Source organism: Modestobacter sp. VKM Ac-2985, from assembly GCF_026967925.1.
Taxonomy (GTDB): domain Bacteria; phylum Actinomycetota; class Actinomycetes; order Mycobacteriales; family Geodermatophilaceae; genus Modestobacter.
Genome location: NZ_JAPVBI010000004.1, coordinates 11,552 through 34,204 on the forward strand (window position 1 = coordinate 11,552; position 22,653 = coordinate 34,204).

A 22,653-nucleotide genomic window follows, 5' to 3' on the forward strand; every position below is an offset into this window, starting at 1 on the left:
TCGCTCACTCAACGTGACTGGCCGACCGCGCTCGCGCGTCGGGGGGTGGGGCATCGGTTGGCCCGTGGGACGATGGACGCCATGCGCATCGGCACCCTGCGGCGCGGACGGTCGTCGGACACGGCTCCCGGCGTCACCGGAACAGTCCGCGTCGACCGGCGGACCAAGAACCTGACCAAGCGGCTGCGGCCCGGCGAGATCGCCGTGATCGACCACCTGGACATCGACCGGGTGAGCGCCGACTCCCTCGTGGCGGGCAAGGTCGCGGCGGTCGTCAACGCCTCGCCGAGCATCTCCGGCCGATACCCCAACCTGGGCCCCGGGATCCTCGTCGAGGCGGGCATCCCGCTGGTCGACGGGGTGGGCAGGGAGGTCCTCGCCCAGCTCAAGGAGGGCACCGAGGTCCGGTTGGAGGGCAATCGCCTCTACGCCGGTGAGACGGTCGTCGCCGAGGGCGTGGAGCAGACCGCGGAGACGATCGCCACGGCGATGGCGGAGGCACGGGCCGGCCTCTCGGCGCAGTTGGAGGCCTTCGCCGCCAACACCATGGAGTACATGAAGCGCGAACGCGCGCTGCTGCTCGACGGGGTGGGCGTCCCCGACGTCACGACCCAGATCGAGGGCCGGCACGTGCTGGTCGTCGTCCGGGGGTACGACTACAAGGAGGACCTCCAGGCGCTGCGTCCCTACATCCGGGACTACCGCCCGGTGCTCATCGGCGTGGACGGCGGCGCCGATGCGCTCAAGGAGGCCGGCTACCAGCCGGACATGATCATCGGCGACATGGACTCGGTCAGCGACTCCGTGCTCCGGTGCGGCGCCGAGGTGGTCGTGCACGCCTACCCCGACGGCCGGGCGCCGGGTCTGCAGCGGGTCACCGACCTCGGTGTCGAGGCCATCACCTTCCCGGCGGCGGCCACCAGCGAGGACATCGCGATGCTGCTGGCCGACGAGAAGGGGGCCACCCTGATCGTCGCGGTGGGCACCCACGCCACGCTCGTCGAGTTCCTGGACAAGGGCCGCGGCGGCATGGCCTCGACCTTCCTCACCCGGCTGCGGCTGGGTGGGAAGCTCGTGGACGCCAAGGGGGTGAGCCGGCTGTACCGCAGCCGGATCTCCACCCTGGCGCTCGTGCTGCTCGTGCTCGCTGCCCTGCTGTCGATCACCGCCGCGCTCGCCGTGTCCACCGCCGGTCGGGTGTACCTCGACCTGCTCATCGGCCAATGGGACAGCTTCGTGTTCTGGTTGGAGAACCTCTTCTCGTGATCGACTTCCGCTACCACCTGGTCTCCCTGATCGCGGTCTTCCTGGCCGTCGCGCTGGGGATCGTCATCGGCACCACCCAGCTGAACGGGCCGGTGCTGACGAACCTGCAGAACCAAGTGGCCGCCCTCCAGGAGGACAACCGGGCGCTGGAGGACGAGACCCAGGTGCTGCAGGCCGCCCTCGACCAGGTCGGGGAGTTCGAGGAGGCCGTCGGGCCCAGCCTGGTCGCCGGCACCCTGATCGACCGCAGCGTGCTCCTGGTCATCGGCAGCGACGACGTCCCGACCGAGGTGGTCGAGGGGGTCACCGCACTCGTCGGCAGCGCCGGGGGCACCGTCTCCGGCGTGCTCCGGCTCCCCGCCGGCTACGGCGCCGCGGCCAACGAGTCGAGCCTGCGCAGCTACCTGACCGGCCCCGGCCTGCCGCCGGGCGTCACCCCGGTGGAGACCGAGGACACCGATGAGCTGCTCGCCGACGTGCTGGCCGACGTGCTGATGGTGCCCGGTGTGGACGCGCAGGACACCGGGGTGGTCCCCGACCCCGCCGCCACCGCCTCGGTGCTGGCCGGGCTGGAGGAGCTGGAGGTGCTCAGCCGGGACACCTCCTCTGTCGGCCCGGCGGACTTCGCCGTCCTGCTGACCGCGGGCACCGCCTCCGGTGACGACGCCGGCGACCGCACCACCGCCCTGGTCCAGCTGGCCACCGCACTGGACGCCCAGGGCTCCGGCGCCGTCATCGCCGGCGACCTCGCCGCGGTCGAGGACGGCGGTCTGGTGGGGGCGGTCCGCGCCGACCGGCCGGTCTCCGACGGCCTGTCGACCATCGACAACGTGGACACCGCGGCCGGCCGGATCAGCGCGGTGCTGGCGTTGGTCGCCGAGTCGACGGACGTCTCCGGTGAGTACGGCATCGGGGAGGGCGCCCAGCCGGTGCCCACGCCCGTCTCGTGAGCAGCGCTGCCGGCCGGCGCACCGCGGTGGCCGCCGCAGCCGCAGCCGCCGCGCGGGCCGGGCTGGTGGCTGCGGACGCCCTGACGGCCCGGCCGGCGGGGGCGCCGTGGCGCCGCACCAACTACGCCGGGCGACCGGTGACCCTGCTGGGCGGCCCGGTGCTGGCCGCCGCCGCGACCGGGTCGGCGGTGCTCGGTGCCCCCGCGGGCCAGCGGGTTGCGGCCGCCGTCGTCGGTGCCGTCGCCGGGGTGGTCGGGGGCTACGACGACCTGGCGGGCGCCCGGCCGGAGCAGGCCCGGGACAAGGGTCTGGCCGGTCACCTGGCCGCGCTCCGTGCGGGGCGGGTGTCGGCGGGGGCGGTCAAGGTCGCCGGGATCGGTGCCGCTGCTGCGGTCGCCGCCGTGCTGACCCGCCGGGGGACCGGGGCCGCCGCCGTCGTGGACGGGGTGCTGGCCACCGGCCTGGTCGCCGGGACGGCGAACCTGGTCAACCTGCTGGACCTGCGTCCCGGTCGGGCCGCGAAGGTCGCCGTGCTGCTGTCCGCGGCCACCGTGGGCGGCCCCGCCGGCGGGCTGGTCGCCGGCCCGCTGGGCGCCGGGCTGGCCGTGCTGCCCGCAGACCTCGGCGAGCGGGTCATGCTCGGCGACAGCGGGGCCAACGCCGTCGGCGCGCTGCTCGGCCTGCGGCTGGCCGCGCTGCCGGGCCGGGGCACCCGCGCCGGCCTGCTCGGGGTGGTCACCGCGCTCACCCTGGCCAGCGAGAAGGTCAGCTTCACCCGGGTCATCGAGTCGACCCCCGGCCTGCGGGAGCTCGACCGGCTCGGCCGCCGCCGCGCGTGACCGCCGTGCGGCACCCCTGGGGGCGCCCACCCGGGCGAGCCCGGCGATGACCAGCACCACCCGCCGCCGGGTCGTGCGGGGCGTGGCCGGGGCGGCACTGCTGATCTCGGTGCTCACCCTGCTGGCCCGGCTGGCCGGGTTCGGACGCACCGTCGTCTTCACGAACGCCGTCGGCGCCGGCAGCACCGCGGACACCTACGTCGCGGCCAACAACGTGCCGAACATCGTCTTCGAGGTGGTCGCCGGCGGCGCGCTGGCCAGCCTGGTCGTCCCGATGCTCGCCGGTGGGATCGCGGCCGGGGACCGGGAGCAGGTGCGTCGCACCGCCAACGCCCTGCTGGGCTGGTCCCTGCTGGTGCTGGTGCCGCTGGCGGGGCTGCTGGCGCTGTTCGCCCGGCCGATCGCCGAAGCGCTGCTGGGTGGCGATGGCGATGCGGCGGAGGTCGAGCTGGCCGCCCGCTTCCTGCTCGTCTTCGCCCCGCAGGTGGTGCTCTACGGCATCGCGGTCGTGCTGACCGGCGTGCTGCAGGCGCACCGCCGCTTCGCCGGGCCCGCGCTGGCGCCGCTGCTGTCCACCCTGGTGGTGGCGTCGGCCTACCTGCTCTTCGCCGGCCTCGACGGCAGCCGTGAGGTCGATGGGCTCGCCACCCCGGCCGAGCTGGTGCTCGGGGTGGGGACGACGCTCGGCGTGGTGGCGCTCGCGGCGTCCCTGCTGGTTCCGCTGCGCGGGCTGCGGCTGGGGCTGCGGCCCTCGCTCCGCTTCCCGGTCGGGGCGGCGCCCCGGGTGCGCCGGCTGGCGCTGGCCGGGGTGCTCACCCTCGCCGGCCAGCAGCTGGTCGCCCTGGTCGCGATCCGGCTCGCCGCCGGGGGGCCCGACGGCACCCAGGTCGCCTACTTCGCCGGGATGACCGTCTTCCTGCTGCCGTGGGCCGCCCTCGCCGTGCCGCTGGCCACCTCGGTCTACCCGGGCCTCACCGAGCGGGCCGCCGTCGGGGACGAGGAGGGGTACCGCCGGGCGCTGGCGCCGGCCGTCGTCCTCACGGTGGTGGCCAGCGCGGTGGCGGCCGCCGGGCTGGTGGCGGTCTCCGGTCCGATGGCCCGGGTCTTCCTGGCCGCCCCGGAGAACGCCGGGGCGGCGGACGCGCTCCAGGCGACGATCGCCGCCTTCGCTCCCGGCCTGGTGGGCTACGGGCTGGTCGCGCTGCTCTCCCGGGCCCTGTACGCCCGGGGGACGTGGCGGTCGCCGACGGTCTGCGTGGTGGGCGGCTGGCTGGTCGCCGTCGCCGCGGACCTCGTGCTGGCCGCGGTGCTGCCACCGGCCGACCGTGCGCTCGCGCTGGCCGCCGGACACAGCATCGGGGTCACCGTGGCCGGGGCTGCGCTGCTGGTCGTGGTGGCCCGGGAGGCCGGTGCCGGGGCACTGGCCGGGGCCGCCCGCACCGGTGGTCCGGCGCTGCTGGCCGGCGGACTGGCCGGCGCGGCCGGCCTGCTCACCGCCCGGGGTCTGGGCGCCGACCCGGTGCCCGGGGACGGCGTCCTGGCCGCCGTCGGCATCGGGCTGGCGGCCGGTGGGGTCGTGCTCCTGGTCGCGGCAGCGGTCATGATGGGGACCTCCCGGCGGCCGTTGACCGCGGCCGTCCAGGGCCTGCGGGGGGCCGGGGCGTCAGGAGGGGACCGATGAGCGAGCAGCCTCTCCTGACCGGCCGGCGGATCGCCGAGGTGCTGGCCACCAGCACCGGCGGCGTCGGCACCCACCTGCGCTCGGTGCTGTCCGCCCTGGCCGGCTCCGGTGCGGCCGTGCGGGTCTGCGGACCCCGGGCCACCGAGGAGCTGTTCGGCTTCACCGCCACCGGTGCCGACTTCCGCCCGGTGGGCATCTCCGCGGGCCTCGACCCGGTCGCCGACCTGCGCGCCGTCCTCGCCCTGCGCCGGGCCACCACGGGAGCGGACCTGGTCCACGCCCACGGGCTGCGGGCCGGGTTGGTCGCCGCGGTGGCCAGCGCCGCGGCCGGGCAACGTCGTCGGCCGCTGGTGCTGACCCTGCACAACGCGCTGCCCGAGGGCGGCGGGCTCCGCCGCCGGGTGCTGCAGGCCGCCGAGCGGGCCACGATCCGCGGCGCCGACGTGGTCCTGGCCGCCTCCGGCGACCTGGCCGACAACGCCCGCCGGCTCGGCGCCCGGGACGTGCGGGTCGCCCCGGTGTCCGCGCCGCCGCTGGGGCCCGCCCGGCGGGACCGCCGGGAGGTGCGCCGTGGGCTCGGGCTGGACGACGACCGCCGGCCGCTGGTCGTGGCGATCGGGCGGCTGCACCCGCAGAAGGGGTACGACGTGCTGCTGGACGCCGTCGCCCGGTGGTCGGCGGACCCGCGACTGCACCCGGAGCCGCTGGTGGCCATCGCCGGGGACGGTCCGCTGGTCGACGAGCTCTCCCGGCGGATCGCCGCCGAGGGGCTGCCGGTGACCCTGCTCGGTCGGCGCACCGACGTCGCCGACCTGCTGGGCGCCGCGGACGCGTGCGTGCTGCCCTCGGTCTGGGAGGCGCGCTCGCTGACCGCCCAGGAGGCCCTGCGGGCCGGGACGCCGCTGGTCGCCACCGCCGTGGGCGGGATCCCGGAACTGGTCGGGGACGCGGCGGAACTGGTGCCCGCCGGGGATGCGACGGCGCTGGCCGAGACCGTCGCCCGGGTGCTCACCGACCCGGCCGAGATCGCCCGGCTGGGGGAGGCCGGCCCGCGTCAGGCGGCCAGCTGGCCCGACGAGGCGGCGACCGCGGCCGCCCTGGTCGACCTCTACCGGGAGCTGCTCGGACCCCCCGGGGAGGGGTGATGGACCGACTGGGCGCCCTGCTGCGCCTCGCGGCGTCGCTGGTCGTGCTCGCCGTGTTCGGCGGGCTGCTGGTGGGCACCGCCGGCCCGGCGGCGGCCGCCACCGCGGAGCCGTGGTCGGCCACCCGGGTGGTGGACGTCGGCGTGGCCGGGCTGACGTGGTCGGACCTGGACCCCGAGCGCACGCCCGAGCTCTGGGCACTGGCCGAGGAGTCGGCGATCGGCGCGTTGTCCGTGCGGGCCGCCCGGCCCACCACCTGCCTGCTGGACGGCTGGGCCACGCTGGGGGCGGGCAACCGGGCCCGCTACCCGGGCCCGGTCGAGCCGGTCCCGCCGGTGTCCCTGCCCAGCGTCCCGATCCCCGACGAGGACGTCGCGGTCCCGGACGGCGCCGGAGTCGAGGAGGGCCCGGCTGCGGTGCAGCCGGACACCCGGCTGTCCTGGTGCGGCCTGGAGGAGCAGGTCGCCGACGTCGGCCTCGCCGAGCCGCGGCAGACCGTCGCGCGGGTGGCCGCCGACGAGGCCACCGCCCGGTTCGGCGCCGAGCCCGGCGCGCTCGGTGAGGCGGTGGGGTGCAGCACGGTCGTCGGCCGCGCCGGCTCGCTGGCCGTGGCGGGGGAGGAGGCCCGGTTCGACGTCCGGGACGGGCTGCCGGCCGAGCCGGCCGAGGTCGCCGCGCTGCTGGCGGAGTGCCCGCTCACCGTCGTCTCCCTGGACCACCTCACCGATGCCGGCGCGCCGGTCCTCGAGGAGACCGACACCGGCACCCAGCCCTCCCGCCGCGCGGCAGCACTGGCGGTCGTCGACCAGACGATCGGCCGGCTGCGAGACGCCGTGGCCGAGCTGCCCGGGGACACGCTGTTCCTGCTGCAGGGGATCTCGGAGGTCAACGGCGGCCGGCCGCAGCTGCACGTGGGCCTCGCCCAGGGGCCCGGGGTGCCGACGGGCTGGCTGACCAGCGCGAGCACCGGCCGGGCGCCCTTCGTGCAGCTGATCGACGTCGCGCCCACGATCCTGCGGGCGCTGGACCTGGAGCGGGTCGCCTCGATGAACGGGCAGCCCTTCCGGGTGGCCGGCGACCGACCGGACCTCTCGACCGCGATCGCGGAGCTGGAGCAGATCAACACCCGCGCCGTCGTGCACTACCGCAGCACCAGCACGACCTTCTGGACGCTGGTGCTGCTCAACGGCGCGCTGGTGGTGCTGGGCGTGCTCGGCCTCGGCGGCTGGGCGACCGGCTGGCTGCCCGGCCGGGGGCGGGTGCGTGGCTGGCTGCAGCGCCGCACCCCGGGACGGCGGCGGACGGCGGTGCTGCGGGTCGCCGCGCTCGCCGTCGCCGCCGTCCCGATCTCGACCTACCTGGCCAACCTGGTGCCCTGGGAGCTGAGCTCGGCCCCCCGGCCCGCGCTGGCCGGTTCGGTGCTCGCCTGCACCCTCGTGGTGACCGCCGTCGCCGCGCTGGGACCGTGGCGGCGGACCCGGCTGGGCCCGGCGATCGCCGTCCTGGCCATCACCCTGGGCACCCTGGTGGCGGACGTGCTCACCGGCTCCCACCTCGAGCTCGACGGCCTGCTGGGCTACGACGCCATCGTGGCGGGCCGCTTCACCGGGTACGGCAACCTCAGCTTCGGGCTGCTCGCGGTCAGCTCCCTGCTGCTCACCGCTGCGGCGGCGGCGCTGGTGGCCCGCCGGGTGCGGGCGCCCGGTCGCCGGCACTGGCTGCTGCCGGTGCTGGTGGCCGGGGTGGGCACCGTGGTGGTGATCGGCGCGCCGTCGCTGGGCCGGGACTTCGGGGGAGTGCTGGCCGCCGTCCCCGGGTTCCTGGTGCTGGGCATGCTGCTGGGCCGGATCCGGGTCACCGTCGTCCGGCTCGTGGGGGTCCTCGCCGTCGCCGTGCTGGCCGTGGGCACCGTCGCGGTGTTCGACTGGTCCGGCCCGGTCGAGGAGCGGAGCCACCTGGGCCGCTTCGTCGGGCAGGTGCTGGACGGCCAGGCCTGGACGGTGGTGAGCCGCAAGGCCCAGGCCAACCTCAACATCCTGCTGGGCAGCCCGCTGGCCTGGATGCTCCTGGTCGCCCTGGTCGCCGGGCTCTGGCTGCTGCGCCCCGGGGGGCTGCTGCGCAGCCGTCCCGGACGGCCGGCCGCCGGGCTGCCCGCCGACGACCTGCGGGTGCTGCGGGCCGGGCTCACCGCGGTCGCGCTGAGCCTGACCCTGGGCGCCCTGGTGAACGACAGCGGCGTCGCCCTCCCGGCGACCGCGGCCACCGTCCTGGTGCCTCTGCTGGTCTGGCTGGTCGCCGGTGCACCGGGCGGCGAGGAGGTCGAGCGACCGTCGCCGGGTGAGGCCTCGGACTCGGCGCCGGAGGCCCCCGCGGCCCGTGTTAACGTGGGCGTCCGTGGGTCGACTGGCAGAACCTCGTGACCGCGGACCTCTTCTCCCCAACTCCCAGCCGACGAAGTTCGTCTTCGTCACCGGCGGCGTCGTGTCGTCACTGGGCAAGGGACTGACAGCAAGTTCTCTGGGGGCGTTGCTCTCCAGCCGTGGCCTGCGGGTCACGATGCAGAAGCTGGACCCGTACCTCAACGTGGACCCGGGGACGATGAACCCCTTCCAGCACGGCGAGGTGTTCGTCACCGAGGACGGCGCCGAGACCGACCTGGACATCGGGCACTACGAGCGCTTCCTGGACACCGACCTCACCGGCCGGGCCAACGTGACCACCGGCCAGGTGTACTCCGACGTGATCGCCAAGGAGCGGCGCGGGGAGTACCTGGGCGACACGGTGCAGGTGATCCCGCACATCACCAACGAGATCAAGGCGCGCATCCTGGCCGGCGCCGACGGCCCCGAGCGGGTCGACGTGGTGATCACCGAGGTCGGCGGCACGGTGGGCGACATCGAGTCGCTGCCGTTCCTGGAGGCCGCCCGGCAGGTGCGGCACGAGATCGGCCGGGACAACTGCTTCTTCCTGCACATCTCGCTGATCCCCTTCATCGCGCCCTCCGGTGAGCTGAAGACCAAGCCGACCCAGCACTCGGTCGCCGCGCTGCGCAGCATCGGCATCCAGCCCGACGCCCTGGTCTGCCGTTCGGACCGGGAGATCTCCGAGGGCCTCAAGCGCAAGATCAGCCTGATGTGCGACACGGAGGCCGAGGGGGTCATCTCCTGCCCCGACGCCCCGTCGATCTACGACATCCCCAAGGTGCTGCACCGCGAGGGCCTGGACGCCTTCGTCGTCCGGCGGCTCGGGCTGCCGTTCCGGGACGTCGACTGGACGGTGTGGGGCGACCTGCTGGACCGGGTCCACGACCCGAAGCAGACCGTCACCGTCGCGCTGGTCGGCAAGTACATCGACCTGCCCGACGCCTACCTCTCGGTCACCGAGGCGCTGCGGGCCGGCGGCTTCGCGCACCGCTCGCGGGTGCAGATCCGCTGGGTGCCCTCCGACGACTGCGAGACCCCCGAGGGCGCGGCGGCCGCGCTGGCCGGCGTGGACGGCGTCTGCATCCCCGGCGGGTTCGGGGTGCGCGGCATCGAGGGCAAGCTGGGCGCGATCCGGCACACCCGGGTCAACGGCATCCCGACCCTGGGCCTGTGCCTGGGCCTGCAGTGCATGGTCATCGAGGTGGCCCGGGACCTGGCCGGGATCACCGGCGCCAACTCCACCGAGTTCGACCCGGAGACCCCCGACGCGGTCATCTCCACCATGGCCACCCAGCTCGACGTGGTGGCCGGCCGGGGCGACATGGGCGGCACGATGCGGCTGGGCAGCTACCCGGCCGCGCTGCAGAAGGGCTCGGTCGTCGCGGCCGCCTACGGCGCCACCGAGATCACCGAGCGGCACCGGCACCGCTACGAGGTGGCCAACGCCTACCGCGACCGGCTGACCGAGGCCGGGCTGGTCTTCTCCGGCACCTCGCCCGACGGCACGCTGGTGGAGTTCGCCGAGCTGCCCGCCGACGTCCACCCGTTCTTCGTCGGCACCCAGGCCCACCCGGAGCTGAAGAGCCGGCCCACCCGGCCGCACCCGCTGTTCGCCGCCTTCGTGCAGGCCGCCGCCGGCTACCAGGACGCCGCCCGGCTGCCGGTGCCCGAGGGCGAGCAGGTCGGGATCTGATGGCGCACTCCTACGAGGTCCTGGCTTCCGAGGAGCTCTACGCCGGCCGGATCATCTCGCTGCGCAAGGACACCGTGGCGATGCCCGGCGGCGGGGACAGCGCGCGCGAGGTGGTGCACCACCCGGGCGCGGTCGGCATCGTGGCGCTGGACGACCAGGACCGGGTGGTCATGCTGCGCCAGTACCGGCACCCGGTCGGGGAGCACCTGTGGGAGGTGCCGGCCGGGCTGCGCGACGTCGACGGGGAGCCCCCGGTGGAGACCGCCCGCCGGGAGCTGGCCGAGGAGGTGCGGTTGTCGGCGGACCGCTGGTCGCTGCTGACCACCCAGCACCCGTCGCCCGGCTTCTGCGACGAGCTCGTGGTGCTCTACCTGGCCGAGGGTCTCAGCGACGTCGCCCGCCCCGACGGGTTCACCGTCGAGCACGAGGAGCTGGACATGACGGTGGAGCGGGTGCCGCTGGCCGAGGCCGTCCAGTGGGTGTTCGACGGGAAGATCCGCAACTCCCTCGCCGTCATCGGGGTGCTGGCCGCCGCGCAGGTGCGGGCCACCACGCCCCGGCTCCGCCCGCTCGACGCGGTGTGACGGGTGGGTCCGGCTTGCCCCCGGACCCACCCGCGGGCGAAGGTGGCCCCGTGCTGACACATGACCAGGCCCTGTCCCTGCTCCAGGCTGCGCGGGAGGAGTCGACGAAGCTCGGCGTCCCGATGTCCTTCGCCGTGATGGACCCCAGCGGCCACCTCGTCGCGCTCATCCGGATGGACGGCGCGCCGTGGATCTCCGCCGACGTCGCGCAGGGCAAGGCGTGGACGGCGGCCGCCTACGGCGCCCCGAGCGCCGCGCAGAAGGCGAAGATGGAGCCGATGCCGAACTTCGCCTCGGCGATCACCACGATGACCGGCGGCAAGTTCACCCCGCAGACCGGCGCCGTGCCGGTGTACTCCGACGGCACGCTGCTCGGCGCGCTGGGCGGCAGTGGGGGCACCGGCCAGCAGGACGAGGACGTCTGCGCCGCCGCCGTCGCGGCCTGCGGCTACTCCCTCAGCTGACCTCCGCCGGCTGAGGCGCGGGCGGGCGACCGGAGACCGAGACGCTCGAGCTCCAGCCCGGCCAGCGCGTGCAGCGCGGCCGGGTCGCCCGCCCGCCAGCCGGCCCCGGTGCCGGCCGGCAGGCGGGCCAGCAGCGGGAGCGGGGCGGTGGCCATCGCCCGGGCGGCCAGCAGTTCGAGGTCCGGGACCCCGCCGAGCAGCCGGTCGGTCGCCCGGGCCTCGCGCAGCCAGCCCAACCGCCAGGGCAGCCAGCGCAGCCAGCCCAGCCGCCAGGGCAGCCAGCGCAGCAGCAGCCAGCCCACCGGCAGCAGCACCAGCACGACGGCGAGCACGGCGGCCAGGGTGTGCACGGCGTCCGAGGCGTCCTGCCCGGCGCCGGTCACCGACTGACCGGCGTCGCTCAGCGCAGCGAACGGGGCCGCGAGCTCGTCACCGACCACGGGCATCCCGTCGGCCGCGCCGGCCGCCGTCCCCATCGAGTCCGAGATCGACCGGCCGAGGTCGGCCACCGCCAGACCCGGTTCGGCCAGCACCAGCACCGCCCCGTGCACCGACCGGGCGACCAGCACCCACAGCACTGCCCACGCCACCAGCCCCAGGTCGGCGGCCAGCTGCCGGGTGCGGTGGTCGAGGTGGTCGGCGTACAGGCGCATCGGGCAGCTCCGGGGTGTTCGCGGGGGTCCCCGGGATGGTGCGTCACCGCGGGCGGGACGGCGATCCGAGCAAGAACGGTCGGGCGCCGTCGCCCCGCTGACGGACAGACTCCTCCCATGACGTCGGACCAGGTGCCCGCCGGGCGCGACCGGCTGCGCGAGCTGCTGGACGCCGTGCTCGACGAGGACAACCGCACGCTGACGGAGATGGCCGGGGACGCGTTCGCCTCGCCCTGGCACTTCACCCGGCAGGTGACCCGCGGCGCGGGGGAGTCGCCGGTGGCGCTGCGCCGCCGGGTGCAGCTGGAGCGCGCGGCCTGGCAGCTGACCGGCGGGGCGAGCGTGACCGAGGTGGCGTTCGCCGCGGGGTACGAGTCGGTGGAGGGGTTCGGCCGGGCCTTCCGGCGGGCCTACGGCCGGACACCGGGGCAGCCGTTCGCTCCGCAGACCCGCGACGGTCACTGGCTGCCTGCCCCCAACGGCGTCCACTTCCACCCGCCCACCTCGCTGTGGGTGACCGGCGAGCGTGGGCCCCGCGGGGGTGACGAGGTGACCGCCCTGCTGGTGCACCACGCCCTGGAGGACACCCGCGCGCTGCTCGACCTGGCGACGGGCGTGCCCGAGGAGGAGTACCGGCGGCCCCGGGTTCCGGGCCTGGAGGTGCTGCCCTGGGACGGCCCGGAGGAGTCGCTGGCCGCGGTGCTCGACCACCTGGTCTGGACGACGGACGTGTGGCTGGCCTCGGTGGAGGGCGCCGACCACCCCGACCGCGCCGCGGACGACCCGGTCGCCCTGCTGGCCCGGCACGACGAGGCCGCCCCCCGGTGGCTGGCCTTCGTGCGCGACGTCTCCCGGCGGGGCGCCTGGGGCGACCGGCTCGTCGACGCGCTCTGCGACCCGCCGGAGACCTTCGTCCTGGGCAGCGTGGTCGCCCACGTGCTGACCTTCGGCGCACACCGGCGGCAGCTGGCCCGGCACTGGTTCCGCGCGGCCGGCGTCGCAGTGGACGCCGGCGACCCGATCGACTGGCTGACCCGGAGGACCCCGTGACCCGCACCGTGTACTACACCGCCACCTCGCTGGACGGCTTCATCGCCACCGTCGACCACTCGCTGGACTGGCTGCTCAGCCGGGAGAACGACGCCGGCGGGCCGATGGGCTACGACGGCTTCATCACCGGGATCGGTGCGCTGGCCATGGGCGCGACGACCTACCTGTGGGTCCGCGAGCACGACCCCGACTGGCTGCCGGAGAAGCCCGCCTGGGTGTTCACCCACCGCGACCTCACGGCACCGCCGGGGGCCGACCTGCGGTTCACCGCCGAGGACCCGGCCCGGGTGCACGCGGCGATGGTCGAGGCCGCAGCCGGGAAGGACCTCTGGGTCGTCGGCGGCGGGGACCTGGCCGGCCAGTTCGCCGACCGCGGCCTGGTGGACGAGGTGGTGGTCGCCATCGCCCCGGTGACCCTGGGCGGCGGAGCGCCGTTGCTGCCGCGCCGGGTCGAGCTGGTGGTCCGGGACAGCGCCCGCAACGGCGAGTTCGTCTGCGTGCGCTACGACGTCGTCCGGCCGGCCGATGCGGAGCCGGCCGACGCGGGGCCGGCCGACGTCCGGGCGCCGTCCCCGGCCTGATCCCCGCCCAGCGGGCGGAGCACGACGCCCGCGTCGGCTGACCCGGCGACCGGCCGGACGTGTCCGTTGCCACACCTGGGACGCCGTCCGTGCCTACACTCCGCGCGAGGCGCGCCCGGACCGGGCCGCCCAGACGCGGTGGCACCACCGACACCCCGGTGGTCGGCTGCCGAGACCGGGAGTCAGAGCAGATGCGGGTCGGAGTCGTCCGAGAGGTCAAGAACCACGAGTACCGGGTCGCGCTCACCCCCTCGGGGGTGACCGAGCTGGTCGCCGCCGGGCACGAGGTGCTCGTCGAGGCCGACGCCGGGGTCGGCTCGTCGATCCCCGACGCCGACTTCACCGCCGCCGGCGCGAAGATCCTGCCCACCGCCGACGACGTGTGGGCGGCCGCGGACCTGCTGCTGAAGGTCAAGGAGCCGATCGCCGAGGAGTTCGGCCGGATGCGCGCCGGCCAGACCCTCTTCACCTACCTGCACCTGGCCGCGTCCCGGGAGTGCACCGACGCGCTGCTGACCGCGGGCACCACCGCGATCGCCTACGAGACGGTGCAGACCGAGGGCGGCGCGCTGCCGCTGCTCGCCCCGATGTCGGAGGTCGCCGGCCGGATGGCCCCGCAGGTGGGCGCACACACCCTCGAGCGGGCCTCCGGTGGCCGCGGGATGCTGCTGGGTGGCGTCTCCGGCGTGCACGCGGCCAAGGTCGTCGTCCTGGGCGCCGGGGTGTCGGGGATGAACGCGGCCACCATCGCCCTCGGCATGCAGGCCCAGGTCACCGTCCTGGACCGGGACCTGGAGAAGCTGCGCGCCGCCGACCGGGTCTACCGCGGGCACCTGCAGACCGTCTCCTCCAACGCCCTGGAGGTCGAACGGGCGGTGCTGGAGGCCGACCTGGTGATCGGCGCCGTCCTGGTGCCCGGCGCCAAGGCGCCGACCCTGGTCAGCAACGAGCTGGTCTCCCGGATGAAGCCCGGCTCGGTGCTGGTGGACATCGCCGTCGACCAGGGGGGCTGCTTCGAGGACTCCCGGCCGACCACGCACGACGACCCGACGTTCGGCGTGCACGACTCGGTCTTCTACTGCGTCGCCAACATGCCCGGCGCGGTGCCGCACACCTCCACCTACGCGCTGACCAACGTCACGCTGCCCTACGTGCTGGCGCTGGCCGGTCAGGGCACGGCCGCCGCGCTGGCCGCCGACCCGGTGCTGGCCCGCGGGGCGAACGTCGCCGGCGGGCAGCTGGTGCACGCCGGCGTCGCCGATGCGCACGCGCTGCCCAGCGTGCCGTGGCAGGAGGTGCTGTCCTGACGGTCCTCACCAGTGCCGGCCCCGCCGTCGAGCGCACGATCACCGGCTACCTCGACCACCTGACCGTCGAGCGCGGGCTGGCCGCCAACACGATCACCTCGTACCGCCGCGACCTGCGGCGGTACGCGGAGTTCCTCGCCGCCGGCGGTGTGCGTGGGCTGGGCGAGGTGGGGGAGTCCGACGTCGCGGCGTTCCTGGTCGCCCTGCGCTCCGGGGACGACGACCACCCGCCGCTGTCGGCGACCTCGGCGGCCCGCGCGGTGGTCGCCGTCCGCGGGCTGCACCGGTTCGCCCTGCTCGACGGGCTGATCAGCGACGACGTCGCGGCGGAGGTCCGGCCACCGGCCCCGGCCCGGCGGCTGCCCAAGGCGATCCCGGTCTCCGACGTCGAGGCGCTGCTGAACGCGGCGGCGTCGGTGGAGGGGCCGCGAGGGCTGCGCGACCGGGCGCTGCTGGAGCTGCTGTACGGCACCGGCGCCCGGATCTCCGAGGCGGTCGGGCTGGCCGTCGACGACCTCGACCTGTCCGGCGACCCCAGCCGGGCGGCGGTGCGGCTGGCCGGCAAGGGCGGCAAGGAGCGCGTCGTCCCGGTCGGCAGCTACGCGGTCACGGCGGTGCAGGACTACCTGGTCCGGGCCCGCCCGGCGCTGGCCGAGAAGGCCCGGTCCGGGGTCCGCGGGGGAGCGCTCTTCCTCAACGCCCGCGGCGGGCCGCTGTCCCGGCAGAGCGCCTGGTCGATCCTGCGGGACGCCGCCGAGCGGGCCGGCATCTCCGCCGAGCTCTCCCCGCACACGCTGCGGCACTCCTTCGCCACCCACCTGCTCGACGGCGGGGCCGACGTCCGCGTCGTGCAGGAGCTGCTCGGGCACGCCTCGGTGACGACGACGCAGGTCTACACGCTGGTCACCGTGGAACGGCTGCGCGAGGTCTACGCCACCAGCCACCCCCGCGCCCTGCGCTGAGCCCCGCCCGCGGGCTCGAGAGCGGGCTGAGGGCTGCCTCGGCACCGCGGAGGCAGCCCCCACCCCGGTCCCGGCGCCGGCGATGTCGACATGTTGCCCCGGGGTGGTCACGGCCGGCGACGGGGCTGCCGAGAAGGGGGTTGGGAGAACGGACCGGCGGCTTCCCCCCTGCCGGCAGTGCGCGTTCCCCGCCGCGCCCCGACCGGGAGCCGCGGTCCGGACAGCCCAGGGAAGAGGCAGAAGCGATGTCGTCGAGACGAGCCGAGGCGGCGGCCTCCGCCGTCGCGCTCCCGCGCGGAGGGGCCCCGGCGGGCGACGCCGAGATGGGCGTCCCGACGAGCCGCGTCGACCCCGCCAAGGCCCGGCAGCGGAAGCTGCCCGACCCCAAGCCGATCACCTCCCACGGGCCGGCGCAGATCATTGCGATGTGCAACCAGAAGGGCGGGGTCGGCAAGACGACGTCGACCATCAACCTCGGTGCCGCACTGGTCGAGCAGGGCCGCCGCGTGCTGCTGGTCGACCTGGACCCGCAGGGTGCGCTGTCGGTGGGGCTCGGTGTCCCGGCGCAGGGGCTGGACCGCACCATCTACAACGCGCTGATGGAGCCGGCGACCACGCTGGCCGACGTCCGGGTGGCCACCGGCATCCCCGGGCTGGACCTGGTGCCCAGCAACATCGACCTGTCCGCCGCCGAGGTGCAGCTGGTGAGCGAGGTCGCCCGCGAGCAGACCCTGATGCGGGTGCTCGCCGCGGTGCGCGCCGACTACGACTACGTGCTCATCGACTGCCAGCCCTCCCTCGGGCTGCTGACGGTCAACGCGCTCACCGCCGCGCAGGGCGTGATCATCCCGCTGGAGTGCGAGTTCTTCTCGCTCCGCGGGGTCGCGCTGCTCGTCGACACGATCGACAAGGTCAAGGAGCGGCTCAACCCCTCCCTGGAGATCTCCGGGATCCTCGCCACCATGTACGACACCCGGACCGTGCACTGCCGCGAGGTGTTCAGCCGGGTCGTCGAGGCCTTCGGCGACACCGTCTTCCAGACCGTCATCTCCCGCACGGTCCGCTTCCCGGAGACCACCGTCGCCGGGCAGCCGATCACCCAGTGGGCCCCCACGTCCTCGGGTGCTGCGGCGTACCGCGACCTGGCCAAGGAGGTGCTCGCCCTGTGACGCGCCGTCCCGTGCTCCCGGGTGCCTCCGAGCTGTTCCGGATGACCGACACGGCGCCGCAGCCGGCGCCGGTCACCGAGCTGTCGACCCTCGCCGCCGCCCAGTCCTCGCCCGCGCTGCGCTCCAACGGCCGGGCCGACGGCGACTCCCCGGCCACGGCGGTGGGCCCGGCGGAGGTCCCGCCGCTGGCGCTGGTGCCCGACGTGGCCGGTGGCGCACCGCGCATCGTCGTCGACGAGCTGGCCTCGCACCGCGCCGCGATGCCGGCGCCCGCGCCCCTGCGGCCGCAGCAGACCCGGGCGCGCACCGAGAAGGGGCGCACCCGGCACGAGGAGAAGATCACCGTCTACTGCTCGGCCGACGAGCTGCTCGCCCTGGAGACCGCCCGGCTGACGCTGCGCGGGCAGCACGGCGTGGCCACCGACCGTGGCCGGATCGTGCGCGAGGCGATCGCCGTCCTGCTGGACGACCTCGAGGTGCACGGGGAGAACTCCGTCCTCGTCCGCCGCCTCCGCAAGCACTGAGGGACGGCGCCGTCGATCATCGGCGCGTGGCCGCTCCGCCCGACGTGTCGGGCAGCCGATCGCCGATGATCAACGCCCGGACGCGGCCGTAGGCTGGCCCGGTGATGACGGGGGAGGCCGGCGACGGGCGGTTCACCGTCCGGCTGGCCAACTTCGAGGGCCCGTTCGACCTGCTGCTGCAGCTGATCGGCAAGCACAAGCTCGACGTCACCGAGATCGCCCTCTCCACGGTCACCGACGAGTTCATCGCCCACCTGCGGGCACTCGGGGACGAGCTGGACCTGGACCAGGCGAGTGAGTTCCTCGTCGTCGCCGCCACGCTGCTGGACCTGAAGGCCGCCCGGCTGCTGCCCGCCGCCGACGTGGAGGACGAGGACGACCTCGCCGTCCTGGAGGCCCGGGACCTGCTGTTCGCCCGGCTGCTGCAGTACCGGGCCTACAAGCGGGCGGCGGAGTTCCTCCGCGGCCGCGAGGCCGAGGCGGCCCGCCGCTTCCCCCGCAACGCGGACCTGGAGCAGCGCTTCGCCGACCTGCTGCCCGAGGTCCTGCTGGGCGTGACGCCCGAGCAGCTCGCGGCGATCGCGCACCGGGCGCTGGTGCCCAAGCCGCCCCCGACGGTGAGCGTCTCCCACCTGCACGCCCCTGCGGTCAGCGTCACCGAGCAGCTGCTGCTGGTCCGCGGCCGGATCGCCACCGCCGGGACGGCGACGTTCCGGGCGCTGAGCAGCGACTGCGCGCACACCCTGGAGGTCGTCGCCCGGTTCCTGGCGCTGCTGGAGCTGTACCGCCAGCAGCTGGTCACCTTCGACCAGGTCGCGCCGCTGGGGGAGCTGCACGTCCGCTGGACCGGGCCGGCGCTGGTGGGCGGCCGGCTGCCCGAGGAGATCGACGCGGACACCATCGACGCGGACACCGCCGAGCACCTGGAGGAGTACGGATGAGCGACCAGCCGGACGACGGACGGCCGGACGGCGACCGGCCGGACGGCGTCGACCCCGACGGTGGCGAGCCGGCGGTTGCTGGAGAGGTGGCGGAGCCGGCGGTCCCGCCGGCGTTCTCCTGGGACGCCGTCGCCGCCGAGCTCGCCGCGACCCTCGAGGAGCACGACGAGGAGGCCGTGGTCGCCGGCTGGGAGCAGGTGGCCGCCCAGCTGGCCGCCGACCTCGGTGCCCCGGCCGCGCCACCGCCCGGCGACGTCCCCGGCCGGGACCCCGACCCGGCCCCGTTGGGCCGGGCACCGGCGGCGCCCCCGGTGCAGCTGGAGGAGGTCCCCGAGCGGGAGACCCCGGTCGAGGAGTCGGTGACCGCCGGCCCGGTCACCGACGAGCCGATGGCCGAGGAGCTGGAGCCGGCGGCGGTGCGGGGCGGGCTGGAGGCGCTGCTGTTCGTCATAGACTCCCCGATCGACGAGGCCTCGCTGGCCGCGGCGCTGCGCTGCCCGGTCGCCCGCGTGCGGGCGGAGCTGACCGCGCTGGCCGCCGAGTACGACGACCGGCGGGCCGGCATCACCCTGCGCCGGGTGGGGGAGGGCTGGCGGCTCTACACCCGGGAGGAGCACGCCCCGGTCGTGGAGCGGCACCTCCTGGAGGGGCAGCGCAGCCGGCTCACCCAGGCCGCGCTGGAGACCCTCGCCGTCATCGCCTACCGGCAGCCGGTGACCCGCGCCCGGGTGTCGGCGATCCGCGGGGTCGGGGTGGACGCCGTCGTCCGCACGCTGGTCTCCCGCGGCCTGATCCGTGAGGCCGGCGCCGACCCGGACACCGGGGGAGGCCTCTACGTGACGACGCCGCTGTTCCTCGAGCGGCTGGGGCTGACCGGGCTGGACGAGCTGCCCGAGCTGGCTCCGCTGCTGCCCGACACCCGCTCGGTGCTGGACGAGCACCCCGACTCCTGAACGGTCAGCTCGTGCCGGCCTTCTCCTGCTCGTACCGCTCGGTCATGGTGGCGACCGCCTGCAGCTGGGCCGCCGCGTAGTCCTCGCGCTTGCCGGTGGCGCGGGCCTTCGCGTCGAGCGTCTGCTGGGCGTGGGAGATCGTGCCGCCCTGGAAGTGCGGCATGACGTGCTGGGCGATGAGCTCCCACGAGCGCTTGGTCGCCTCCGGGTCGGCCCACTCGTGGCCGAGCAGCAGCATGCAGCCGAAGCCGCCGGACTGGTCCCACAGCCGCTGCACCTGGGCCCGGGCGTCCTCGACGGTGCCGATGGCCCCGATGCCGGCCTCGTTGATGAAGTCGATCATCTCCTTGGCGTCCCCGCCCTCGACGGCCATCTGCGGGAAGGCGGCGGTCTTCTGGAAGTAGCGGAACCACGTCTCGATGCCGAACTGGACGTCGCGGTAGGCCTGCTCACGGGTCTCGGCGATGTGCATCAGCCCGACGAGCCGCCAGTCCTGCCGGGACGCCGTCTGCCCGTGCGCCGCGGCCCGCTCCTCCACGACGCTCCAGTGGTGGGCGAGGGCGTCGAACCCGTCCTTGGACAGGGTGGCGCCGATGGAGAGCAGCCCGATGCCGTGCCGGCCGGCCATCCGCGGCCCGGTGGGGGAGGCGACCGCGGCGACGGCGATGTCGAAGCACGGCTGGGTGTAGGGGCGCAGGTGCAGCCGGGCGTCGACCAGCTCGTGGGTCCGGGTCGTCGCCGTGACGGTCTCCCCGCGCAGCAGCCGCATGATGATGTCGAGGTCGACCTCCATCAGCTCACGGGTGTCGGTGGGGTTCAGCCCCAGCATCATCGAGTCGGTGGGCAGCGAGCCCGGCCCGCAGCCGAGCATCGCGCGGCCCCGGGTGAGGTGGTCGAGCAGCACCATCCGCTCGGCCACCCACAGCGGGTTGTGATAAGCGATCGAGGTCACGCCGGTGCCGAGCTTGATGCGCCGGGTGCGCTCGGCCGCCGCGGCGATGAAGATCTCCGGCGAGGCGATGATCTCGGTGCCCGCGGAGTGGTGCTCCCCGATCCACGCCTCGTCGTAGCCGCACCGGTCCAGGTGCTCGATCAGCTCCAGGTCGCGCTGGAGGGCCAGCGTCGGGTTCTCCCCAGCCGGGTGGAACGGGGCCAGGAACGTGCCGAACCGCATGCGGTCCATGGGATCCTCCTCGACGGGCGCTGGCGTGAGCTGGCTCACATTGACCGGCAGTCTGCTGCCCGCCGGGGACGGTGTCGAGGGCCCGGGTGGTCACAGCCGGCCGGCTCGGACCCCCCGGCGTCTCGCCCGACCACACCTGGCGATCGGGGCCGCCCGGAGATGGGAGACTGGTGGGGATGGACACGACTGCAGACGACACGCCCACCACCTCCGGCGGCGAGGGCTGGTCCGAGGACATGGAGCTCGCCCCGGCGCACCCGCGGGACGCCGAGGCCACCGAGCCCGACGACGACGCCCCCGGCGAACGACTGCAGAAGGTCCTCGCCCGGGCCGGGGTCGGCTCCCGCCGGGTGTGCGAGGACATGATCGACCAGGGCCGGATCTCGGTGGACGGCCAGGTCGTCCGGGTCCAGGGCAAGCGGGTCGACCCGGACACCGTCGTCATCGCCGTCGACGGCCGGCGGATCGACATCCGCAACGACAAGGTCACCTACGCGATGAACAAGCCCTTCGGCGTCATCACGTCGATGAGCGACGACCGCGGGCGGCCCACCGTCGGCGACATGATGGGCGACCTGGCCACCGGGCTGGTGCACGTCGGCCGGCTGGACCAGGACACCGAGGGCCTGCTGCTGCTCACCACCGACGGCGAGCTGGCCCACCGGCTGGCGCACCCCTCCTACGAGGTGAAGAAGACCTACCTGGCGCAGGTCAGCGGCTCGGTGTCGCGGGACGTGACCCGCCGGCTGCGCAAGGGGGTGGAGCTGGAGGACGGCCCCGTCGTCGTCGACTCCTTCCAGGTCGTGGACACCCACGCCGGCCAGTCGGTGGTCGAGGTCGTGCTGCACGAGGGGCGCAAGCACGTCGTGCGCCGGCTGCTCGACGAGGTCGGGCTGCCGGTCAACCGGCTCACCCGCACCGCCATCGGGCCGATCGAGCTGGCCCGGATGCGCAGCGGCACGATCCGCAAGCTCACCCGCACCGAGGTCGGCGCCCTGCACGAGCTCGTCGGCCTCTGAGGAAGGGCCCCTGCCCACAGATCCCTGCAGGAGGGCCGACCACACGCGACTGCGGCCGCCGACCCACTCGGGTCGGCGGCCGCAGTCGTCACCGGCCGGACATCCGGGCAACGGTGACCTCCACCGGGGTGGATGCGGGCAGGCTCAGGGAGCCTGTCCGGGCGGTGCGGTGGACGAGCGCAGCACCAGCGAGGTGTCCAGTGTCCGGTCGAGGTCGTGGACGTCCTCGCCGGCGATCAGGGCGAGGAGCATCTCGGTGGCCTCCTGGCCCATCCGGCGGATCGGCTGCTGCACCGTGGTCAACGAGGGTTCGGCGAGCACGGACTCCGGGATGTTGTCGAAGCCGACGACCGACAGCTGACCAGGCACGTCGATGCCGAGTTCCTGCGCGACCTCCAGCATCGCCAGCGCAGAGAGGTCGTTGGCGGCGAACACCGCGGTCGGTCGATCAGTGCCGGACAGCAGCTCGCGAGCCGCCACGCGCGAGAGGTCCGGCTCGAACCCGCCGGACCGCATGAGCGCCTGGTCGACGCGGAGCCCCGCGGCGGCCATCGCCTCGCGGTACCCCTGCTCGCGCTGCTGCGCGGACATCAGGTCCGAGCGACCGGTGATCATGCCGATCCGGGTGTGCCCGAGCTCGATCAGGTGCTCGACCCCGAGCCGCGCGCCCTGGAGGTTGTGCGCGGCCACGGCGGGCAGCGCCGACGGCCCGGCCTGCGGGTCGACCGCCACCACCGGACCGTCGGCCTGCACGTCGGTGACCGTGGGCGTGACCAGCACGGCACCGTCGACCAGGGTCGCCATCAACCGGGTGAGCGACCGCCTCTCCCAGCCCTCACGGGCTTCCACGTGACCACCGGCGGAGTAGGCGATCAACTCGTAACCGGTGCCGTGGATGGCGTCGGCCACGCCCTTGAGCACCTCGGTGCTGAAGGGCTCGAAGTCCATGACGAGCACGCCGATGACGTTGGTGCGACGGTTGCGCAGGCTGCGCGCGACGAGGCTCGCCTCGTAGCCGAGCCGGTCGATCACCCGGGTGACGTGGTCGACGGTCTCCGCCGAGACGCCGTACCGCCCGTTGATCACCTTGGACACCGTGGAGATCGAGACGCCGGCCTCCGCGGCGACCTGCTGCATCGTCACCCTGCCGCGCAACGGAGGCGTGGGGAGGCGCGTGCTCGAGCTCGTGTGCCCGCCCACGAGCAGGCCCGGGACGACCTCGTCCGGTGTCGAGTCGAGCTTCACCGACCACCCTCTCCTGGTCCG

Annotated in this window: 21 protein-coding genes; 18 read left to right on the forward strand and 3 right to left on the reverse strand. The window is 75.1% G+C overall.

The genetic code is table 11. From position 1 onward, the window contains the following. Positions 1–81: 81 nt before the first annotated feature. Genes steA through O2V61_RS21955 form a run of 9 tightly spaced genes read left to right on the forward strand, consistent with a single transcriptional unit; the run spans position 82 to position 11,045 of the window. Positions 82–1,266: a putative cytokinetic ring protein SteA gene (steA, locus tag O2V61_RS21915; protein ID WP_269185399.1), complete on the forward strand. Its 1,185-nt coding sequence runs from the start codon at positions 82–84 to the stop codon at positions 1,264–1,266. After that, positions 1,263–2,216, forward strand: coding sequence for a copper transporter (locus O2V61_RS21920; RefSeq protein WP_269185400.1), 954 nt, complete (start codon positions 1,263–1,265; stop codon positions 2,214–2,216). Before steA ends, O2V61_RS21920 begins: the two co-directional genes overlap by 4 nt. Continuing rightward, positions 2,213–3,055 (forward strand): hypothetical protein, encoded by an 843-nt coding sequence (locus O2V61_RS21925; protein WP_269185401.1) that lies wholly within the window; start codon positions 2,213–2,215, stop codon positions 3,053–3,055. Before O2V61_RS21920 ends, O2V61_RS21925 begins: the two co-directional genes overlap by 4 nt. Positions 3,056–3,101: 46 nt before the next feature. After that, positions 3,102–4,736, forward strand: coding sequence for a murein biosynthesis integral membrane protein MurJ (gene murJ / locus O2V61_RS21930; protein ID WP_269185402.1), 1,635 nt, complete (start codon positions 3,102–3,104; stop codon positions 4,734–4,736). After that, positions 4,733–5,881, forward strand: coding sequence for a glycosyltransferase family 4 protein (locus O2V61_RS21935; RefSeq protein ID WP_269185403.1), 1,149 nt, complete (start codon positions 4,733–4,735; stop codon positions 5,879–5,881). Before murJ ends, O2V61_RS21935 begins: the two co-directional genes overlap by 4 nt. Beyond that, positions 5,881–8,301 (forward strand): hypothetical protein, encoded by a 2,421-nt coding sequence (locus tag O2V61_RS21940; RefSeq protein ID WP_269185404.1) that lies wholly within the window; start codon positions 5,881–5,883, stop codon positions 8,299–8,301. The genes O2V61_RS21935 and O2V61_RS21940 overlap by 1 nt, the downstream gene beginning before the upstream one ends. Further along, positions 8,276–9,997, forward strand: a complete 1,722-nt coding sequence (locus O2V61_RS21945; RefSeq protein WP_269185405.1) for a CTP synthase — start codon at positions 8,276–8,278, stop codon at positions 9,995–9,997. Before O2V61_RS21940 ends, O2V61_RS21945 begins: the two co-directional genes overlap by 26 nt. Further along, on the forward strand, positions 9,997–10,581 hold the full coding sequence (locus tag O2V61_RS21950; RefSeq protein WP_269185406.1) for an NUDIX domain-containing protein: 585 nt from the start codon (positions 9,997–9,999) through the stop codon (positions 10,579–10,581). Before O2V61_RS21945 ends, O2V61_RS21950 begins: the two co-directional genes overlap by 1 nt. Positions 10,582–10,631: 50 nt before the next feature. Next, positions 10,632–11,045, forward strand: coding sequence for a GlcG/HbpS family heme-binding protein (locus O2V61_RS21955; RefSeq protein WP_269185407.1), 414 nt, complete (start codon positions 10,632–10,634; stop codon positions 11,043–11,045). On the opposite strand, the gene O2V61_RS21960 is transcribed toward O2V61_RS21955, so the two are convergent. After that, complete coding sequence (locus tag O2V61_RS21960; protein WP_269185408.1) at positions 11,030–11,698, reverse strand: hypothetical protein; 669 nt, start codon at positions 11,696–11,698, stop codon at positions 11,030–11,032. The genes O2V61_RS21955 and O2V61_RS21960 overlap by 16 nt on opposite strands. A gap of 117 nt (positions 11,699–11,815) precedes the next feature. Between O2V61_RS21960 and O2V61_RS21965 the strand changes: the two genes are divergently transcribed. The 8 genes from O2V61_RS21965 to scpB all read left to right on the forward strand — a co-directional run bounded on the left by O2V61_RS21965 (position 11,816) and on the right by scpB (position 19,185). Beyond that, on the forward strand, positions 11,816–12,748 hold the full coding sequence (locus tag O2V61_RS21965; RefSeq protein WP_269185409.1) for a helix-turn-helix domain-containing protein: 933 nt from the start codon (positions 11,816–11,818) through the stop codon (positions 12,746–12,748). Beyond that, positions 12,745–13,329, forward strand: coding sequence for a dihydrofolate reductase family protein (locus O2V61_RS21970; RefSeq protein WP_269185410.1), 585 nt, complete (start codon positions 12,745–12,747; stop codon positions 13,327–13,329). Before O2V61_RS21965 ends, O2V61_RS21970 begins: the two co-directional genes overlap by 4 nt. 191 nt (positions 13,330–13,520) lie before the next feature. Then, complete coding sequence (ald, locus tag O2V61_RS21975; protein ID WP_269185411.1) at positions 13,521–14,636, forward strand: alanine dehydrogenase; 1,116 nt, start codon at positions 13,521–13,523, stop codon at positions 14,634–14,636. Continuing rightward, positions 14,615–15,598, forward strand: a complete 984-nt coding sequence (gene xerD / locus O2V61_RS21980) for a site-specific tyrosine recombinase XerD (RefSeq protein ID WP_269185412.1) — start codon at positions 14,615–14,617, stop codon at positions 15,596–15,598. Before ald ends, xerD begins: the two co-directional genes overlap by 22 nt. 245 nt (positions 15,599–15,843) lie before the next feature. Beyond that, positions 15,844–16,767: a ParA family protein gene (locus O2V61_RS21985; protein WP_269185413.1), complete on the forward strand. Its 924-nt coding sequence runs from the start codon at positions 15,844–15,846 to the stop codon at positions 16,765–16,767. Next, the gene (locus tag O2V61_RS21990; RefSeq protein ID WP_269185414.1) at positions 16,764–17,291 is read left to right on the forward strand and encodes a hypothetical protein; all 528 of its coding nucleotides are present in this window, start codon (positions 16,764–16,766) and stop codon (positions 17,289–17,291) included. The genes O2V61_RS21985 and O2V61_RS21990 overlap by 4 nt, the downstream gene beginning before the upstream one ends. Before the next feature lie 104 nt (positions 17,292–17,395). After that, the gene (locus tag O2V61_RS21995; protein WP_269185415.1) at positions 17,396–18,232 is read left to right on the forward strand and encodes a segregation and condensation protein A; all 837 of its coding nucleotides are present in this window, start codon (positions 17,396–17,398) and stop codon (positions 18,230–18,232) included. Then, positions 18,229–19,185 (forward strand): SMC-Scp complex subunit ScpB, encoded by a 957-nt coding sequence (scpB, locus tag O2V61_RS22000; protein WP_269185416.1) that lies wholly within the window; start codon positions 18,229–18,231, stop codon positions 19,183–19,185. The genes O2V61_RS21995 and scpB overlap by 4 nt, the downstream gene beginning before the upstream one ends. Positions 19,186–19,189: 4 nt before the next feature. On the opposite strand, the gene O2V61_RS22005 is transcribed toward scpB, so the two are convergent. Next, the gene (locus O2V61_RS22005; protein ID WP_269185417.1) at positions 19,190–20,368 is read right to left on the reverse strand and encodes an LLM class flavin-dependent oxidoreductase; all 1,179 of its coding nucleotides are present in this window, start codon (positions 20,366–20,368) and stop codon (positions 19,190–19,192) included. A 176-nt stretch (positions 20,369–20,544) separates the two neighbouring features. Here O2V61_RS22005 and O2V61_RS22010 point away from each other — a divergent pair, with 176 nt between their 5' ends. Next, positions 20,545–21,387: a pseudouridine synthase gene (locus O2V61_RS22010; RefSeq protein ID WP_269185418.1), complete on the forward strand. Its 843-nt coding sequence runs from the start codon at positions 20,545–20,547 to the stop codon at positions 21,385–21,387. 144 nt (positions 21,388–21,531) lie between these two features. On the opposite strand, the gene O2V61_RS22015 is transcribed toward O2V61_RS22010, so the two are convergent. Beyond that, positions 21,532–22,632, reverse strand: coding sequence for a LacI family DNA-binding transcriptional regulator (locus O2V61_RS22015; protein WP_269185419.1), 1,101 nt, complete (start codon positions 22,630–22,632; stop codon positions 21,532–21,534). Positions 22,633–22,653 lie beyond the last annotated feature (21 nt).

Bases quoted from the DNA above. Each gene is read 5' to 3' on its own strand.
- O2V61_RS21940 (WP_269185404.1), top strand. From the start codon at position 5,881: ATGGACCGACTGGGCGCCCTGCTGCGCCTCGCGGCGTCGCTGGTCGTG.
- O2V61_RS21935 (WP_269185403.1), top strand. From the start codon at position 4,733: ATGAGCGAGCAGCCTCTCCTGACCGGCCGGCGGATCGCCGAGGTGCTG.
- O2V61_RS22005 (WP_269185417.1), bottom strand. From the start codon at position 20,368: ATGGACCGCATGCGGTTCGGCACGTTCCTGGCCCCGTTCCACCCGGCT.
- O2V61_RS22010 (WP_269185418.1), top strand. From the start codon at position 20,545: ATGGACACGACTGCAGACGACACGCCCACCACCTCCGGCGGCGAGGGC.
- steA (WP_269185399.1), top strand. From the start codon at position 82: ATGCGCATCGGCACCCTGCGGCGCGGACGGTCGTCGGACACGGCTCCC.
- O2V61_RS21950 (WP_269185406.1), top strand. From the start codon at position 9,997: ATGGCGCACTCCTACGAGGTCCTGGCTTCCGAGGAGCTCTACGCCGGC.
- O2V61_RS21965 (WP_269185409.1), top strand. From the start codon at position 11,816: ATGACGTCGGACCAGGTGCCCGCCGGGCGCGACCGGCTGCGCGAGCTG.
- ald (WP_269185411.1), top strand. From the start codon at position 13,521: ATGCGGGTCGGAGTCGTCCGAGAGGTCAAGAACCACGAGTACCGGGTC.
- O2V61_RS21995 (WP_269185415.1), top strand. From the start codon at position 17,396: ATGACGGGGGAGGCCGGCGACGGGCGGTTCACCGTCCGGCTGGCCAAC.
- scpB (WP_269185416.1), top strand. From the start codon at position 18,229: ATGAGCGACCAGCCGGACGACGGACGGCCGGACGGCGACCGGCCGGAC.
- O2V61_RS21985 (WP_269185413.1), top strand. From the start codon at position 15,844: ATGTCGTCGAGACGAGCCGAGGCGGCGGCCTCCGCCGTCGCGCTCCCG.
- murJ (WP_269185402.1), top strand. From the start codon at position 3,102: ATGACCAGCACCACCCGCCGCCGGGTCGTGCGGGGCGTGGCCGGGGCG.
- O2V61_RS21960 (WP_269185408.1), bottom strand. From the start codon at position 11,698: ATGCGCCTGTACGCCGACCACCTCGACCACCGCACCCGGCAGCTGGCC.